Below are 17,716 nucleotides of genomic sequence, written 5' to 3'. Positions count from 1 at the left end.
CCTCACTCCTTTTTTGATTGGAATGAGGAAAGTTTGATGTTATAAATACTGGAAAAAGAAGTCTAAGACTTGAAAAATGATAGGTATTAGTTACAGACTAAGTCCAACAGAGAACCAGAGTGGGGAACAAAATAAGTTTTATTTATTATTCTCTTTCAATGTTCTTAGAATTATTTTACCCATTTCAATATATTGAGGTTCTAAATTTACCACTTCATGAGCTGCTCTACTCGCTACTTGATAGAATGACATTAATTCTCTTAAAAAATGTTGTGAAAATAAGTCATTTTCTTTCATTATATTTATCATAATACTAATATTCATAAATCGCTTTTCAAATCTATCCTTTTGTTCATCACTTAGGTAACTTTGAACTATACTACGCATTTCAATTTCTATATTCCTTCTTAACCAAAGAATCTCTGATATATTTTGTTTGTGTTCCTGTAATTCACGAATTGAGTTCTCTACTTCATCAACTATATCTTCTGAGGCATTATACATTTTCAATAATTGAGGAAAATTTATCATCGCAATTGAATTTCCATTTGTAAATCTTCGAAATTCATCAAACAACTCAAATCTTGGATATAAACCTGTTTTATCTTGAATATAATACCAATCGTTTTTTTGGTCATTAGAAACTAATATTACATTCATATTTTTGTCCTTGCCAATTTCTAAAACTGTTTGCCAAACTATTAAATCTCCAACTCCGTCATCAATTTTACCTGAATCTTTAAATCCTGGTGGAATTTTATGTTCAATTCTAAATTTCAAATCTTTTTCCAAATCTTCTTGAGATTTTTTCATCTCAATGACTATGTCTGGTGTAAATATTTCTTTGTATGTATTACTTACAGGGTCATTCCAATTCCAACTTAAAATATAGTTCTCAATATTGGAGAACAACTCTCTTGATTCAGAAATTAACTTTCTTATAGCACTAAAATTTTCTTTTAGTTTGATAAAATCATCATTATGTTCTAAAATAGGATAATCATCAATCTTAAATCCCCCTGAATTAAGTCCATTCTTTTTTTGCCTAATCTTGAGGAATACATCTCCTATCGTCTTACCTCTATTTTTCGCAAATTCTCTTGCCACTCTAGCAGGTAAGAAAAGTCTACTATCTACTTTTAGCTGCTTGAAAATCTCACCAATTACGGCTAAACTTTTTTCACTTGTATCGAATGGAACAAAAAGAATGTTTGTATCAAGAATAAAAATGCATTTTTTTTTTATTTCTTCTATTGTAGGATAATTAGAACTAAAAACTTTATCTGCTTCTGGAAAAACACTTTCTAAATAGAATATATCTTTATTTGCCATTTATTTTTACTTTTAGTAATATAAAATATCTAAATATACGAATTTTGTTTATTTATTTTTTGTGTTTTTAGTTTATCCTACTCTATTTTTTTTATTAAAAACTTTTATAACCATTGTCACAAAAGAAACACATTTTATTATTTTAAGCCATTGTAATTTAAGAAACTAAAATCAATCTACAAAAACTCCTCATTATAATTCCCTTCCAAGCCAGAAAGTGCTTTCGGTATTTCTTCAAAACAAATATATTCATTATCTTCATCAAGATACCTCTTTGAATGAAAAAATAGAATTACTAGAAGACAAAATAAAAAACCTAGAAAAAATAATGGAAATGAGTAAATAGAGAAAAAGATAACTGTTTTTTTTACCTCGTTGACGGTTCAGCAGAATGAAACCGTCGTTGAGACTTCGCCGTCAACGAGGTTTTAAATAAAAAATCATTTCATCGAAACCACTAATTTCCCAAATCCTTCGCCATCTTTCATTGTATCAAATGCTGAGATTATATCAGAAAACGGAGTTACAGAACCAATAATCGGTTTTATTTTATGTTTTTCTATAAAGTTTACCATTTCTACAAATTCTTTATCACTTCCCATGGTTGAGCCTTGTATTCTGATTTGATTAAAAAACATTCTATACAAATCAATTTTTTGAGGCAAACCTAAAGTCGCACCATAAAAAACAATCCTTCCAGAACGCCCTAAAAGTTTGATAATTTCGGCAAAAGTTTCTCCTCCTGCGCTATCAATAGCACAATCAAAACTTCCTGCTTTATCTTTTAATTGTTTGTTCCAATCTGGGTCTTTGTAATTGACGATTCCTGCTGCGCCCATTTCTTCTAATGTCTCTAGTTTTTCGTCATCTCCAGAGGTTACAAAGACTTTTGCACCTGCTGCAACTGCAAACTGAAAAGCAAATTGAGCCACTCCACCACCAGCACCCGAAATCAAAACTTTACTTCCTTTTTGGATTCCTCCATGATAAAATGCAGAACGAAAAGCTGTCAGTCCTGCAAGTGGCAAAGCAGCAGCTTCTTCTAAAGAGAGTGATTTTGGTTTTTCGACTAATCTATCTTGATTGACACACAAAAATTCGGCAAATGTTCCGTCTGTTGGCATTCCCAAAATATGATAATCGGCTGATTGATGTCTTTCATCATCTCCCCAATTATTATTTGGATTAACAATGACTGTTTTTGATTCCCATTTTTTTGCATTTGTACCTGCTTTGGCTACAATTCCACAACCATCAGAACCCAATGTAGCAGGACGAATACCTGGATAAAGTCCTTCTCTTATCCATTGGTCTCGTCTGTTTAGAGCTGCCGTCTGCATTTGGATAAGCACTTCATTTTCTTTTGGTTCAGGTGTTTTGATGTCTTGAAGTTGAATTCTATCTGTGTGCGAAGTATCTTTTTCAAGAAGGCGTAGAGCAAGCATAAAAATTAGAGTTTGTGTGAAAATTAATAACTAAGTTTTTGATAAACAGTTAATTTTGAAGTAAGTCATTTTGTTTTGAAATTCCTAAAATTATTTATCAAGTTATTTGAGAATAGAGTTACTATGTATTTTTATTGGTGTCGTTGTACTAAAAAACTAACAAAGACAATAAAAATATAACTTACTAAAAATCGATTATAAATTTTTAAAAGATAAAATTATGACTTATATTATGGTAGATATTGAAGCTGATGGTGCAATTCCTTCAGATTATTCCATGATTTCATTAGGTGCAATAGTAGTAGATGACTCGCTGGAAAAGACTTTTTATCGATGTTTGCAACCTATTTCAGAAAATTATAATCCAAAATCCTTAGAGATTTCAGGTTTTAGCAGAGAAGAAACTTTCACTTTTGAAGATCCTAAAATAGTGATGCAAGACTTTGCAGATTGGATAAAAGAGGTTTGTCAAGATCGCCCAATTTTTATTAGTGATAATAATGGCTTTGATTGGATGTTTGTCTGTTGGTACTTCCATCACTTTTTAGGAGAAAACCCTTTTGGTTTTAGTTCACAAAATTTAGGTAGTCTTTACAAAGGTATTGTAAAAGATACTTTCAAAAACTTTAAGCATTTGCGAGAAACTAAACATACACACAATGCACTTGACGATGCGAAAGGTAATGCTGAAGCCCTACTAAAAATCAAAAAAGAGTATGGATTAAAAATTAAGTTTTAAAAAATAGCAATTCTTATCGAATTTATTACAATCGATTGACTTTATAGAATTGCTATTTTACTTATAAACAGAGCATTTGGCTTGAAATATGTTAGTTTTTTATAAAAAATGGAACTTATTTTATTCAATCATGCTGTCTAAAATAAATTTAAGCTAAGAGGAAACAGTTATTCAATACTATTGATTATGTTATGTTTGTTTCTACCATTTTATAAAAAGAATATCCTATCATTTCTAATCCACTACTATTTTGAAAAGAAATTTATTTATACTACTGTTTACAAGTCTTTTTTTATGTTTTTGGAGTTGTGTATCTGTTACACCTGTTGCTGCTCAGAGTCTTGACCCAGAAAAACCAAATATAGAACTACTCTCTAAAGAGCAAATTCAAGAATGGAACTCAAAACCTATTCAGGAATGGAATACGTTTTTTGGTTCAGAAGCCGAAACATGGAATCCATTTCAAATGAAGTTTTATGAAGATATATCTGTAAAGGCTCTTTCAGATGAAGAAAAAGAAGAATTAATGAATTATCAAGACGAAGACTGGGAGAAAAGATTTGGGGGAGCAATGGATACATGGAAAATACATCAGCTCCTTTTTTATTCTGCTATTCTAAATTTAGCTGTAAATTAGAAAAAATTATACAAAACAAAAACTCATATTTTTAATAATATGAGTTTTTTTATGAAACGCATAACTTTAGTTATGGGATAGATTAGAGTGTATTTTCCACCTTTCAGATTCTCTTTTCCCACGATGAAAATCGTGGGTTTTGTTATATGTAAATTCTGCCCAATTACTTATATACTTCTAATAATAATCAATCTATTCTAATACGACCTTTCTATTCACCACTTTGTCTGACATAACTATTTGAACATAATAAACACCTTTTGTAAGTCTTCGAACATCAAAAACAAAACGTTTCTTGGTAATCTGTTCTTTTGGGCTTGTAATTAGTTCTTGTCCCAAACTATTATAAATACGAATCATTACCTCATCACTTGTTTGTAATTCTATATATGCATTGAGATAGTCAGAAGCAGGGTTAGGATACACTAACACTTGATAATTAGTATTAGAACCTCCTCCAGTAATTACAGGTTTGTCTACTACGACTAAATTACGACTTAATGAATCTATACAACCTAAGGTATCTCTAGTAATCAAAATAACTTGATACTCTCCTTGCTGTTTATAGATAGTTTGGGTATTTTGAGTCATAGCAATTTCTCCATTTCCAAAATTCCAATACCACCACACCGAACTATTACTTTTGTCTTTTAAAAATAAAGTATCTTGTTCAAAAAGATTAAGTGTATCAGTTACACTCATTTCAAAATCAGAAGAAGGACGACTAAAGTCGATGTGTACTTTTACAGGAACACTTTCTAAGGCAGAGTCCAAATTGGTAACCCAAATATCTTTTGGTTGGCTTATAAAACCGACATTATATATTCTTCCTGTGTGTACAGGGCGAGAGCTTGTAGGCAAGTCATAAAAGTTAAATAAAGTACCTCCTTGTGGTACAATAGTAGTTGAGTCAAACCTACATACAAATAAATCATTCACAATTGGTTGAGGAGAACGTCTAAAGACGAGCAAACTTTTGGAAGCTGTTCCTTGACATCCTGCTGCTGTTTTAACAGTTAATGTGACCATATAATCACCTTGTGCATGATATGTATGTATTGGATTTCGTTCTGTTGAAGTTGTTCCATCTCCAAAATCCCATAACCAAGATACAGCAGTTGCAGTATTATCTGTAAATCTAACATCTGTATTTTCATTGAGATAAAGTTCCCTTAAAAAATCAAAACTTGGTGCAATATTAACTACTTGCAAATAGGTTTGTATAGGATCACTCTCAATCAAAGAATCAGCTCCTGTAACGTATAAGATAGGTGGAAGAATAGCATTTGGAGCAAATGAAATCTCTCGTCCTTGTGAAATAGGCAAAGAGTCTAAATTAGAATAAAAATTGAATATTGTCCCTCCATTTGGTCTTATTGTGAGGCTATTTCCTCTACACACCTTTATAGTAGAAGCAATAGAAGGAGTTAGAGATTTTTTTCCCACATGGAATATCTTCTCTACAACCTTAGTACAACCAAACTGATTCCTAATTGTCATTTTAACAGTATAACTTCCTTGTGCAGCATACATATGACTTACAATTGTTCCCGTTTTGTTAAGCGAACCATCACCAAAGTCCCAAGTTATATTTTGGATAAAAAAGTCACTTGTAGAGCTACTCTGAAATAATACATTATCATATAGAAGTGTATCTTGTCTAGGATTTGCTGTAAAATCAGCATCTAACTTTACCCACTGAATTTTTACTAAAACTTTATTACTTTCCAATGCAGAATCTATATTACTGATATACAAACTATCAATAGATTTTGGAGGGACAATGTAACTTCTACCTCTTGCTAAAAGTCTATTTTCAGAATCATAAAACTTGAAATTAGTTCCAGTTGCAGAAGGACGTATTTCGATGGGTGTATTATCACAAGATTGTTGTGAATTAGTAAAGACAATAGGGTCAGGTGACTTTCGGACAGCCTGTACTTGCTTCTCTATGGTACTCGTACAACCTGCAATATCTGTTATTGTTAAACTGACTGAATACGCTCCTTGTCTAGAATAGGTAGTAGAAGGATTTTGTGAATTAGAGGTCAGTCCATTACCAAAATCCCACATCCAAGAAACAGCATTCTGACTTGCATCAGTAAAATTAATAGCATTAATTTCATCCAAATTAACCTGAGAAGGAGAACTAAAATTAGCCACAGCAGTACGTGCGCTAAAACGAAGTAATGTATAATCTCCTTCCAAAACTGAATCGGTATTGGTTACGTAAAAAGTACGTCCTAAATCAGCAGGTGTAAGTGTAAAAGAAGTACCTGATTGAATAGGTATTTGTGTGTTAGCTATATCATAAAGTCTGAAGTTTGTTCCTCCTTGTGGTGTAATTGTATAAGAAGTATTTTCACAAAGTGTATTGTTTACTACTGGAGTTGGTGAAATAGATGACAATGTATTAGTTGCCAAAACAGCAGCATCATGTGCATTTCTAAGTGCAGCTAAAGTAGGAGCAAGCATTACAACAAAAGTAACTTTACGAGTTTCATTTATTCCAAAATTTTCTAAAACTGTTCCTACAATATGAGCTACATCTCCTCCTCCACTAGTAGTAAATCCAGCACGTTTTCTTGCCACTCCTGTCGAAATACTTTGATATTTCTCAGTAGAAGTAAAACCGTCATTTACATTAATATTATTTCCACCTACATTTTGAAAATCTAATGCAAAATAGGTTTTATTGGAACTAATTGCTTTTATACCTGCATATCCACTAGTACCCGTTCCGAATACATAACCAAATTGACGATTAGTATCCCAATCTGCAAAATTGCGTGTGTAATCTCCTAAATTCCAATCATAATACAAACCTACATTCATAGAGTCCATTACAGCTCCACTTACATTTGTAAACTCATATTCTAAAATAATATATTGATGATGAGGAGTATTTGTGCGTCCTTTTACAGTATGTTTTACACTCACGCCCACAGGAGGAATAAGTGTACCTAATGTATCAGCAAATTTTGAGGTAGCTTTTGTAAAAAATGGTGTTTTTTCTGTTATTCTAGGAATATCAATCATTTTAAAATCATCATCTTTAACAATGCCTCCTATATTTGTCAAAACATTATCTGAAACATTTGTAGAAGATTTACCTATAATTAATCCTCCTTCTTGCAAAGTTTGAGAATTATTTGACATAATTCCTTTTCCCAAACTATTATAAATATCATAAAAACCTGCACGCCCATTTCCTGTAAGTGTAAAATTTATAGTATTAAATGGAATAGCTAAATAAGGAGCATTAACAGGAATACTAAAATATTGATAATCTGAATAGTTTGTATCTGAAAAACCTAAACGAAACTTTACATTCAAATCCAAGGGTGCATTCTGACTAACCACAAAACGAAAAGGAACAGCAGCATTATTTTTCTGTTGCATAGTTGCCATCATGTCTGTGTTAAATACACTATCTAAAATTTCTATATAAGGAGAAGACGTAGAAATAATAACTTTTCCATTTTGAGTAATTGGATTCAAATAATTAATAAAATCAGCTTCTAATGTAATTGTATCTCCAGAAAAAGCCGTTTGTCCATTTCTACCAAAATAAGAAGTATTGTTCATCCTTATAGATTTTGCACTACTTTGTTCATTCAAAGCCCTAAAAGCATTTACTCTGCCTTTACCAAGTTTTTCAAAATAGGGTACATTTGCAGGTAAATGATATTTGTTATCAGATGTTACACGAACAAGCTCGCCTGCTTGGTCTGCTGATAAATGAGGAAATGCTGAACGTACTAAAGCAGCAATACCAGCTACAAATGGGGAAGCGTATGACGAACCCCAAGCATAACTATAACTACCATTTGCAGTGGTAGTAAGAACTCTAGCTCCTGGTGCCATTACGTCTACATAATTGCTAAAAGTTGCACCTGAAAATTTATTATCACCTGCGTCAGAGTGTGCTACCGAAAGTACATGATTATAAGATGAAGGATAAAAATCTAATTCTTGTGCTGTATTTCCTGCTGCAGCTACTACCAAAGCATCTTTAACAAGGGTTACATAATCAATGACATCTTGTTCCCACTGAAAACCTAAATTAGGACGACCAATAGAAACATTGATAACTTTACAACCATTTTCAGCTGCATACAAAATCCCATCATACATATTTACAATTTGATAGGAAGGAGAAAGGACAGCAACAGGCAGAATACGACAATTAAAACTTGTTCCTGCTATACCTAAACCATCATCTGTAGTAGCAGCAGCCATACCAGCAACCCCCGTTCCATGTCCTTGAAAATCATGTGAGGCAGGTGACATAAACCCAAAACTATATCCTAAACTATCATCTACAAATCCATTATTATCATCATCTATTCCAGCTTGTCCATATTTTTCAGCATAATTAACTTTAATTTGATTCTTTAAATCTCGGTGTATATAATGTACTCCTGTATCTACAATTCCAATAACTGTATTACTATCTCCTTTATGTAATCCCCAAGCTGCATACAACTGACTTACATCTAGTTGCCATTGTGCTGCCATAGAAGGGTCATTAGGAATATAAGGTGGTGCTAAAATGTAGTTAGGATAGATAGGTTCTGCATATTCTACAAAATCTTGATTTTGATAATAATGAATTGCTTCTTGAAGAGATGAAGAAGACGAAATTTCTACCTCATACCAATCTTGCAGACGAATAGCATTAGCTTGAATTGCTTTGATAGAAGGATTTTTGGAATTTTGAATTGGAACTTTAAATCGTCTTTCTAGTTTTTGAGTTTTGAATTGAGAATCAACCTGTTGTAGCTTATTACTACTATTTGGCTTTATTTTAATCATTAATTTATTACCCAAGGGTTTAATACTATCAAAATTATCAGGAAGATATTGAGCAATACTGATTATTGGCAATAGAAAAAACACTATACAAATGATAGTGGTAAATAATAAAAAAATAGTATTTCTGACTTGTGGTAAATTTATACGCATACCAAAAAATAATTAATATAAAAGTTTTTTGAACTAAAAAAGCACTTATAATGAAGATTTACATCACTCTCTATAAAATAAAACATAAATTTCAAAATCTAACTTGTCTAAATAAGGGTTACTAACTAAGTATTAACGTATAGATAGATGTTTAGTTACAAAAATAAAAAAATACATCCGTTTTAAAAACAGTATAACTTACTGATAATCAATAAATAAACTAAAAAAAGACCAATTATCAAAATAGATAATTGGTCTTTTAATTAAAATTTAATCTAGTTAGGTTTTAGATTTAATTTTAGAGTGTATTTTAGAATTTCAAAGTGTTATTATCTAACAAGTTTGAACTCTACACGACGGTTGATAGCCATGTTAGCTTGATTAGCTCTTCCATCTACTTCATTAGGAACAGTAGGTCTTGCTTCACCATATCCTTCAGACTCTAAACGAGCAGTAGGAATTCCTTTAGAAACTAAGTAATCCAAAGCAGATTTTGCACGATTTTGAGAAAGACGTTGGTTGTAAGAGTCACCACCACGATAATCAGTATGTGCTTCAATACGGATTTTCATTTTAGGATAATCTTTCAAGAATTGATATACTTTGTCCAATTCACCTGTTGCTTCAGCATTCAAATCCCAACGAGCTGTTGCAAAGTTGATGTTATCAAACTTAATTTTAGTAGCATCAAGTAAGTAAAGAATTTTATTTACTTTATCACCAAACTGAGCTTGAGTAAGGTCTAAAGTATCTACTTCTTCCATATAATTTCCTGTTGCTTCAGCAGTCAATGTATAAACCTGACCTGGCTCAAGACGAGCTTCGTATTTACCAGTTCCTGTTTTTTCAACATCACCAATACTAGTATCATCAGCAGCTTTCACTGTAAGTTTTGCATCAACAGGTTGCTCATCAATAGCATCAAGAAGAGTTACAGTAACCTCAACACCTTTAGGTACTAAACGTACTCTTTGGTAAAGATTAGTAATTTCGTCAGCATTAGTGAAATCCCACGTGAATGTATATGGTAAATAATCTTTATGATCGATGCTTACTTTGTAAGTGTTTCCTTCTGTAATTACAGTAGAGAATTTACCAGTTTCTTCGTCATTGTAACGGTCATATCCTAAAGAAGGACGAGTTTGATTTTCAAACTTCATGATGGTATAAACAGGCTCTCCTGTTACAGAATCTTCCACATTACCACGAGCCATCATTACTCTACGAGGAGCAAAACCTGGAGGAACTAATGTCCAAAAAATTTCACGAGAAGCATTCATGTCAGCATCAAAATACATAACTGTATGTGCTCCATCATCTGGTGCCATACTTACATAACCTTCAGCAGAAAGATGATTAGCAAAATCAGCAGCCATTGGCTCACCCCAAGATTCACCTTCCATGCGTGACATAAACAAATCAAAATCTTTAGCATCAGCACGGATACCTTTTGTATGACCTTGCATTTTAGCACCTTCTCTCATAGAAGTATAAAACATTGTTTCACCATCAGGCATAATACGAAATGCTTTGCTACAATCTTCATTCATAGCTCCTACTACTTCTGTACCAGCAGACCATACATCATCAGCCGAACGACTAGAAACCATTGCAGTATAACACCACACTTTTTCTTTTTTAGATTTTTTAGCTTCAGTTCCTTCAGTAGAACCTGCTTCATCAGTATCATTTTCTGCACCTTCAGCACGTTGCATATAATAAAGACGATTTCCATCTGCCGAAACAGTTGGATAACCTTGGTAATCAGCTGTGTTTACGTCACCTAAGTTTGTAGGTTCACCAAATTCGCCGTCCATACTCTCACGAGTAGCTACATACAAATCCATTCCTCCTTTAGTATCTTCCATGTTAGAAGAAAAGAAAAGGCTCATTCCATCATAGCTTAAAAATGGACCAGCAATTACAGTGCTATCGCCAGCTTTAGAGTTGATTGATTCCAATGCAGTTGGTTTTGTCCATTTGCCATTGTCGTCACGAGTAGTCATATAAAGACCATAGCCTTTCCATGCTTTTCCACGGTTAGACTGGAAAATGAGTGTTTTGCCATCACGACTGATAGCAGGAGAAACTTCGTCAGTGAGAAGTTGATTTACGGCAGGTGGTAAACGAAAACGTTGTGGGTCATGCCATTGTTCGTAGATGCTTGTAGCACCATCTTTTGCTTTGTCGTCGCTTTCGGCTGTCGTATTAGCATCTTGTGCTTTAGCGAATGTACCAGCCAAAAGAAACATGAGCAATAAGCTCAGGTTACGGATTCCTTTTTTCATAATCAGGGTATTAGATTGAGATTAGCGATTAGGTTAAGTTGTTACAAAGAAAATAAATACTATAAAAGACACCAACTTTATATTGAAATAAGTTGAGATAATTCAACATAAACTCCAATAAAATAGATTTTTATTCTAAAATTCTACTAAATTTATTAAAAAGTAATCTAAAAACAAGTTGAAACTAAAATTAAAAATCGCTAGAATTTATTTTAAGATTCAGTTTACTCTATTTCAATTTACCTTTTCAATTGCACTATTTTAGTTAGTTTGATTTCTACTTTTGGTCTTGATATGTATTTAAAAATCTAGTGTACTCTGTAAAAATATAACGCAAAAATACGTAAAAACAAATACAGAATCGCTTTTTAATTAGATACTTATCAAAGAAATAAGCCAAAATCAAGATAAAATTAAATCTTTATTGAATTTTTTAGTATATAAACACTTTGAAAAATTTGTTTAAAATAATAGGGTTTGTTAGAAAGAAATTATTTAAAATAACATTGTTATATATATTATTTCATTTATTTACTAGCAATTAATTATTATAATCTTCTTAGAATACTTGATAATTATTCTAATTGAATTTGTACAATATAACGTCTAATTTTTCTTCCTATGAAAACACAAAGATAGTTGTTCGCAAATTTAAACCAAAAAAACATAATTTAATAAAAAATAGTGGCTTTTTATCTAAAAAAATCATCTTTTTTAAAAAAAATTGATGGATGTTTTATTTCAAAAAACTTAAATGAAATAAAATATGATATTTTATCTTCTAAAACACATTTTGGGCTTAGGTATAACAAGCTCTTATAAATCTTGAATTTTCTTGTAAATCTTTAAAAACTCTATAGTTTTCTAAACCAAAACTCACAAAAAGGTCTTTTGTTTCATTTGCTAGATATTGATTTATTTCAACATAAAGCAAGCCATCTTTATTATTTACATTGTATACAAAAAATTTAACTAATGCCTCATAAAAAACAAGTGGTTTTTTGTCTTCTACAAAGAGAGCCAAATGTGGCTCAAAATTAAGTACATTACTACTCATCTCTCTCTTTTCAGAATCCCTAATGTAAGGAGGATTACTGACTAAATGATTTATTTTTTTTAATTGAGGATACTTCAAAAATACTTCACTGAAATCTTCTTGAAGAAAATCTAATTCTATAAACTCTATATTAGTTATATTATTCTTTTTCGCATTTTGACGAGCTATATCTAAGGCATCTTTTGAAATATCAATAGCTATAAAATGTAAGTGAGGTAAGTTTTTAGCAAGAGCAATACTAATACAGCCACTTCCTGTTCCCACTTCTAAGAAAGTGTGCTTGTTTTTCTCTGCTATTTGTAGTTTTTTATCTGCAAAATCTTTTAAAATTTGATGAACAAGTTCTTCAGTTTCAGGTCTTGGAATCAAAACGGCAGGACTAACTTCAAACTCTAATCCATAGAAATGAGCCTTACTCGTAATATACTGTAAAGGCTCATTATTTTTCAATCGTTCTATACTTTGATTTAATAAATCAATTTCTTTTTGATTTAATAAGTGAGTAGAAAAATCAATTCTATTTATTGATAAAGTGTCTTCTATCAAAAAACGTAAAGTTGATTGACTTTCTCGCTCATCTACTTGAGTAGAAATTAACAAGGGGGTATTTTTTCTTATATACTCCGAAATAAGCATTTGTTAGATTTTATGAGAATAACTAGAATAGAATTAACTATGAAAAATCTTGATAGCTTGTTCGATATATTTAAAGGTTGTCAAAACTTCTGGTTTTCCATCTACCACAGCTACAGTATGCTCAAAGTGTGCAGAAGGCTTCCCATCTCTAGTCATAATAGTCCACCCATCAGAGGCTTGTACAACAGCTTTTGAACCCATATTAATCATTGGTTCAATAGCTATTACTAATCCATTTCTTATTTTATCTCCTTTTTTAGGTTTTCCAAAATTTGGTACTTCGGGTCCTTCGTGCAGACTTCTTCCCACTCCATGTCCAACTAATTCTCTTACCACTGAATATCCTTTTCCTTCTGAGTGTTTTTGAATAGCATTACTTATATCTCCTATTCTATTTCCATAGACTAACTTTTCAATTCCTAAATACAAAGCTTCTTTAGTTGCTTTCAATAAGTTTTTCACTTCTAGGCTTACTTCTCCAATTTCATAGGTATAAGCACTATCTGCGTGAAAACCATTAAGTAAAACACCACAGTCAATTGAAACAATATCTCCATTTTTTAGAGGACGATTATTAGGCAATCCATGAACTACTTGGTCATTTACAGAAGTAAGTAAAGAACTAGGACATCCATAAAGTCCTAAAAAGCTAGGAACTGCCCCATTATCTTTTATAAATTCAAAGGCTATTTTATCAAGTTCAAGGGTAGTAATACCAGGCATAACACGTTTGGCTACTTCTGCATGTGTGCGTCCTAGTAAATCTGCACTTGCACGCATTTTTTCTAAATCTTGAGCTGTCTTGTATATTGGTTTTCCCATTTTTCAGTTGAGTTTTCTTATCAAATTATCAAGTATAGATAGCAATAAGAATAAAAGAAATAAGATGATTCAGTTTAGTAAAACTTGAATCAATGATAATAAGTTAGGGTTAATTTGAATTCTATATCATAAAAACAAACAAAGCACCAAGACGATTCTTGATGCTTTGTATTTATAATATCTCACAAAATCGTATTATATTAATAAAAAAATAACACTTTTGTTTGGATTTATATGTAATTCATTGGTTGAGCTTGACGACCTTTTACATTTCCTGTATTCATTAGTCCGTCATATTCTTTATTCAATAAATAACTCTCAATTTGTTGAAGGGTATCCAAAACTACACCTACCATAATAAGTAGAGAAGTTCCACCATAGAATTGAGCAAATTGATCTCCTACTGTAGCTGCTGCTGCAATAGCAGGAAGAACAGCTATAATAGCAATAAAGATTGCACCTGGAAGAGTAATTCTATCCAAAATTTTACCTAAGTAATTTTTAGTTTCTTCACCTGGTGTAACCCCTGGTACAAATCCACCACTATCTTTTAAGTTATCTGAAATTTGCTGAACATTGATAGTCATTGCTGTATAGAAAAACGTAAATGCAATAATCAGGACAGCAAAAAGAATATTATATTCTAATGACGTAAAATCAGAGAATACTCTTGCAATATAATCAGCATTTGGTGTATCTTCTCCTTGGAAAGCTCCTGCTACCAAAGGTGGCAAAAACATAAGAGCTTGAGCAAAGATAATTGGCATTACACCTGCTGCATTTACTTTAAGAGGTAATGCAGAACGTTTTTTCTGAGTAAGCATTTGTTTTTGAGAACGACCTGCTACTTGCTTTACATATTGAAGAGGTACATAACGCACAGCTTGTACGATAAGAACTACTCCCATTACCACTAGGTAAAGAGCTAATATTTCTAAAACAAAGATAAATATTCCTCCCATTCCTTTCAAAGTAGCTTCTGCTACTATGGCAGTAGGAAAACGTGAAATAATTCCTATCATGATTAGAAGTGAAATACCATTACCAATTCCTTTATCTGTAATTTTTTCTCCCAACCACATACAGAAAACAGTTCCTGATGTAAGAATGACAATAGAAGAAATTAAGAAAAATGTCTGGTCAATAATAATTGCATCTATAGGAACAGTTCCTTTTAGATAAGCAAAACCTTGTCCGATAGTAATAAGTATAGTAAGTGCACGAGTGATTTGAGTGAGCTTTTTACGTCCCGACTCTCCTTCTTTCTGCATTTTTTGGAATGTCGGAACAGCCACAGTCAGAAGTTGAATGATAATTGATGCAGATATATAAGGCATAATACCTAAAGCAAAAATAGAGGCACGCTCAAAAGCTCCTCCAAGAATACCATTAAGCATTCCTAAAACACCTGTACTTTTTTCAAGTTTGCTAGGGTCAATACCTGGCAAAACAATAAAAGAACCTAAACGGAAGACCATTAATAATCCCAAAGTAAGGAAGATGCGATCTTTGAGTTCTTTTACAGAAAAGATATTTTTTATAGTTTCAAAAAACTTCTTCATAATTCTTTTTCTAGTTTACTAAATTTTATAGGCTCTCAGAAATAATTCTAAACAAGCACTAATAAACATAGTAATTAGTATAAATTGTATTTTAATCCGTAATCTAATAAACAAATGTAAGCAAAATAAGCCAATTACGAACTACATTTGGTAAATCATAATCGGCTTTTCTATCTTGTTTATTATAGAGTAGTAACTTTTCCACCTGCTTTTTCAATACTTTCTTTTGCAGAAGCTGAAAATTTGTGTGCAGTAACTTCAATAGCCATAGTCAGTTCTCCACGATTCAATACTTTGATTAAATCGCCTTTTCCTGCTAAACCATTTGCAGCTAATAATTCTACATCGATAACATTAGTATTTTTCTTTGTAGCAAGTTCTTGGAGAGTGTCCAAGTTAATTGGTTTGTAAGCTACACGACCTGGATTTTTGAATCCAAATTTAGGAACACGACGTTGAAGTGGCATCTGTCCACCTTCAAAACCTAGTTTTTGACTATAACCAGAGCGAGATTGTGCTCCATTGTGTCCACGTGTAGAAGTACCACCACGTCCAGAACCTTGTCCACGACCTACTCTTTTTCTAGACTTTACAGCCCCTTTTGCAGGTCTTAATTGGTGAAGTTTCATCAGTTAGATTAGTTTTTATTTACTCAAAACTCGCTGTTTCCTAATCTATTAATACCAAAACTTAAATAAGTTTTGTTTTGTATTTCTATAATTCTATAGGCTAAACGCTTTGAGCAAAGTATAATGAATTAAAAGACAAAATCCTTATAAAGGAACAAAACGTATGTCTGCCTATTCAATAAGGAATTTGCTAAGTGAGTTGCAAAGGTAGGAAAAAAAAACTTTTTCCAATCATTTTGTCTATAACTTTTAAAATTATAACAAGAATGAATTTTGTCCTTATGCTTCCTCTACTTTTACTAAATGTGATACTGCCTTTACCATACCGACGATATTAGGAGTATTTTCCTGTTCTACGGTTTGGTGCATTTTGCGAAGCCCTAAAGCATGCAAAGTTAGGCGTTGTTTTTTTGGGCGTTTGATTGAGCTACGCACCTGAGTAATACGAATTTTCGCCATTTTACTAAATAGTTTTTGGTAATTAAATAAAACAGAATCTTCTAAAAATTGAATTGTCTGACACCTTTAAGGTGTCTTGACAATTACCATTTATCTTTTCTGCATATTCTACTTACCCATTAAAAACTTTGGTAAGATTAACACCACGCTGCTCAGCAACTGATTTTGCATCACGCATACGCAATAATGCATCAAAAGTAGCACGAACTACGTTTCCTGGGTTATTTGAGCCTTGAGATTTAGCAAGTACATTTTCGATACCGATTGCTTCCAATACGGCTCTCGCTCCACCACCAGCAATAACTCCTGTACCTGGTGTTGCAGGCTTAAGCATTACTTTAGCTGCACCAAATTTCCCAATAATTGGGTGAGGTATAGTTTGTCTGATGATAGGTACTTTTACTAAGTTTTTCTTAGCGTCTTCTATACCTTTTTGAATAGCATCTGTTACTTCATTAGCTTTGCCAAGTCCATAACCTGCTACACCGTTGCCATCGCCAACTACAACTAATGCTGCAAAGCTGAAACGACGACCACCTTTTACTACTTTCGCTACACGGTTGATAGTAACTACTTTTTCTTTTAGTTCTATTTCACTCGCTTTCACGGTATTTACGTTTGCTGCCATAATTTATTAGGTTGCAAAGGGTTTAGAATTGAAGTCCACCTTCTCGTGCGCCTTCTGCTACTGCTTTGATATTTCCATGATACAAGAAACCACCACGATCAAAAACTGCTTTATCGATGCCTTTTTCTTTAGCACGTTCAGCGAGTTTTGCGCCTACTTGTTTCGATAATTCTTGATTGATGTGTTTCTCAGCGTCAATATCTTTGAGAGAAGCACTCACAAGGGTATGCCCATTTACATCATCGATGAGCTGGGTATAAATATATTTATTACTGCGAAATACAGAAAGACGTGGTCTTTCGGCTGTTCCGACTAATTTTTTACGAATACTACGTCTAATACGTGTTCGACGCTGACTCTTACGTGCGGTAGTTGCCATGATACTAGTTTATTATAAAATTTCTCAAAATAAGGAACACGAAGTTATCGTATCAAAATTAAATTCTTAGTCAAGATAATTGTCTGCTCCATTTTAAAAGAGCCCGACAATTTATATAAATAAGTAAATAATTTG

14 protein-coding genes are annotated in these 17,716 nt (G+C 32.4%); 3 read left to right on the top strand and 11 right to left on the bottom strand.

What is annotated here, in order from left to right:
* Positions 1–138 precede the first annotated feature (138 nt).
* Positions 139–1,332 carry a PIN domain-containing protein gene (locus tag V9L05_RS11235; protein ID WP_338811973.1) on the bottom strand — a complete coding sequence of 398 codons (1,194 nt, stop codon included), beginning with the start codon at positions 1,330–1,332 and terminating at the stop codon, positions 139–141.
* 217 nt (positions 1,333–1,549) lie between these two features.
* Between V9L05_RS11235 and V9L05_RS11230 the strand changes: the two genes are divergently transcribed.
* On the top strand, positions 1,550–1,678 hold the full coding sequence (locus tag V9L05_RS11230) for a hypothetical protein (RefSeq protein ID WP_338811972.1): 129 nt from the start codon (positions 1,550–1,552) through the stop codon (positions 1,676–1,678).
* A 94-nt stretch (positions 1,679–1,772) separates the two neighbouring features.
* On the opposite strand, the gene V9L05_RS11225 is transcribed toward V9L05_RS11230, so the two are convergent.
* Positions 1,773–2,777, bottom strand: coding sequence for a zinc-binding dehydrogenase (locus tag V9L05_RS11225; protein WP_338811971.1), 1,005 nt, complete (start codon positions 2,775–2,777; stop codon positions 1,773–1,775).
* A gap of 220 nt (positions 2,778–2,997) precedes the next feature.
* Between V9L05_RS11225 and V9L05_RS11220 the strand changes: the two genes are divergently transcribed.
* The gene (locus V9L05_RS11220) at positions 2,998–3,516 is read left to right on the top strand and encodes a 3'-5' exoribonuclease (RefSeq protein WP_338793157.1); all 519 of its coding nucleotides are present in this window, start codon (positions 2,998–3,000) and stop codon (positions 3,514–3,516) included.
* A 250-nt stretch (positions 3,517–3,766) separates the two neighbouring features.
* Complete coding sequence (locus V9L05_RS11215; RefSeq protein WP_338793158.1) at positions 3,767–4,153, top strand: hypothetical protein; 387 nt, start codon at positions 3,767–3,769, stop codon at positions 4,151–4,153.
* A gap of 192 nt (positions 4,154–4,345) precedes the next feature.
* Here the strand turns inward: V9L05_RS11215 and V9L05_RS11210 are convergent, their stop codons facing one another.
* The 9 genes from V9L05_RS11210 to rplR all read right to left on the bottom strand — a co-directional run bounded on the left by V9L05_RS11210 (position 4,346) and on the right by rplR (position 17,581).
* Positions 4,346–9,121, bottom strand: coding sequence for a PKD domain-containing protein (locus V9L05_RS11210; RefSeq protein WP_338811970.1), 4,776 nt, complete (start codon positions 9,119–9,121; stop codon positions 4,346–4,348).
* A gap of 329 nt (positions 9,122–9,450) precedes the next feature.
* Positions 9,451–11,409 (bottom strand): OmpA family protein, encoded by a 1,959-nt coding sequence (locus V9L05_RS11205; protein ID WP_338811969.1) that lies wholly within the window; start codon positions 11,407–11,409, stop codon positions 9,451–9,453.
* A gap of 799 nt (positions 11,410–12,208) precedes the next feature.
* On the bottom strand, positions 12,209–13,102 hold the full coding sequence (prmC, locus tag V9L05_RS11200) for a peptide chain release factor N(5)-glutamine methyltransferase (RefSeq protein WP_338811967.1): 894 nt from the start codon (positions 13,100–13,102) through the stop codon (positions 12,209–12,211).
* A 33-nt stretch (positions 13,103–13,135) separates the two neighbouring features.
* Positions 13,136–13,924 (bottom strand): type I methionyl aminopeptidase, encoded by a 789-nt coding sequence (gene map, locus V9L05_RS11195; RefSeq protein WP_338811965.1) that lies wholly within the window; start codon positions 13,922–13,924, stop codon positions 13,136–13,138.
* A gap of 230 nt (positions 13,925–14,154) precedes the next feature.
* Positions 14,155–15,486 (bottom strand): preprotein translocase subunit SecY, encoded by a 1,332-nt coding sequence (secY, locus tag V9L05_RS11190; protein ID WP_338811963.1) that lies wholly within the window; start codon positions 15,484–15,486, stop codon positions 14,155–14,157.
* 182 nt (positions 15,487–15,668) lie between these two features.
* Entirely contained in the window at positions 15,669–16,115 is a 447-nt protein-coding gene (gene rplO / locus V9L05_RS11185; protein ID WP_338793164.1) for a 50S ribosomal protein L15, read from the bottom strand.
* Positions 16,116–16,394: 279 nt separating this feature from the next.
* Positions 16,395–16,574 carry a 50S ribosomal protein L30 gene (gene rpmD, locus V9L05_RS11180; RefSeq protein ID WP_338793165.1) on the bottom strand — a complete coding sequence of 60 codons (180 nt, stop codon included), beginning with the start codon at positions 16,572–16,574 and terminating at the stop codon, positions 16,395–16,397.
* 112 nt (positions 16,575–16,686) lie between these two features.
* Positions 16,687–17,202, bottom strand: coding sequence for a 30S ribosomal protein S5 (gene rpsE / locus V9L05_RS11175; protein WP_338769661.1), 516 nt, complete (start codon positions 17,200–17,202; stop codon positions 16,687–16,689).
* A gap of 22 nt (positions 17,203–17,224) precedes the next feature.
* Positions 17,225–17,581, bottom strand: a complete 357-nt coding sequence (gene rplR, locus V9L05_RS11170; RefSeq protein ID WP_338793166.1) for a 50S ribosomal protein L18 — start codon at positions 17,579–17,581, stop codon at positions 17,225–17,227.
* Between the last annotated feature and the right edge of the window lie 135 nt (positions 17,582–17,716).

Source organism: Bernardetia sp. Wsw4-3y2, assembly GCF_037126295.1.
Lineage (GTDB): Bacteria > Bacteroidota > Bacteroidia > Cytophagales > Bernardetiaceae > Bernardetia.
This window is presented reverse-complemented; position numbering and strand designations above follow the sequence as displayed.

What these genes read in the sequence shown, in the direction of transcription:
- V9L05_RS11235 (WP_338811973.1), bottom strand. Translation starts at nt 1,332, where the DNA reads ATGGCAAATAAAGATATATTCTATTTAGAAAGTGTTTTTCCAGAAGCA.
- V9L05_RS11225 (WP_338811971.1), bottom strand. Translation starts at nt 2,777, where the DNA reads ATGCTTGCTCTACGCCTTCTTGAAAAAGATACTTCGCACACAGATAGA.
- V9L05_RS11220 (WP_338793157.1), top strand. Translation starts at nt 2,998, where the DNA reads ATGACTTATATTATGGTAGATATTGAAGCTGATGGTGCAATTCCTTCA.
- V9L05_RS11210 (WP_338811970.1), bottom strand. Translation starts at nt 9,121, where the DNA reads ATGCGTATAAATTTACCACAAGTCAGAAATACTATTTTTTTATTATTT.
- V9L05_RS11205 (WP_338811969.1), bottom strand. Translation starts at nt 11,409, where the DNA reads ATGAAAAAAGGAATCCGTAACCTGAGCTTATTGCTCATGTTTCTTTTG.
- prmC (WP_338811967.1), bottom strand. Translation starts at nt 13,102, where the DNA reads ATGCTTATTTCGGAGTATATAAGAAAAAATACCCCCTTGTTAATTTCT.
- map (WP_338811965.1), bottom strand. Translation starts at nt 13,924, where the DNA reads ATGGGAAAACCAATATACAAGACAGCTCAAGATTTAGAAAAAATGCGT.
- secY (WP_338811963.1), bottom strand. Translation starts at nt 15,486, where the DNA reads ATGAAGAAGTTTTTTGAAACTATAAAAAATATCTTTTCTGTAAAAGAA.
- rplO (WP_338793164.1), bottom strand. Translation starts at nt 16,115, where the DNA reads ATGAAACTTCACCAATTAAGACCTGCAAAAGGGGCTGTAAAGTCTAGA.
- rpmD (WP_338793165.1), bottom strand. Translation starts at nt 16,574, where the DNA reads ATGGCGAAAATTCGTATTACTCAGGTGCGTAGCTCAATCAAACGCCCA.
- rpsE (WP_338769661.1), bottom strand. Translation starts at nt 17,202, where the DNA reads ATGGCAGCAAACGTAAATACCGTGAAAGCGAGTGAAATAGAACTAAAA.
- rplR (WP_338793166.1), bottom strand. Translation starts at nt 17,581, where the DNA reads ATGGCAACTACCGCACGTAAGAGTCAGCGTCGAACACGTATTAGACGT.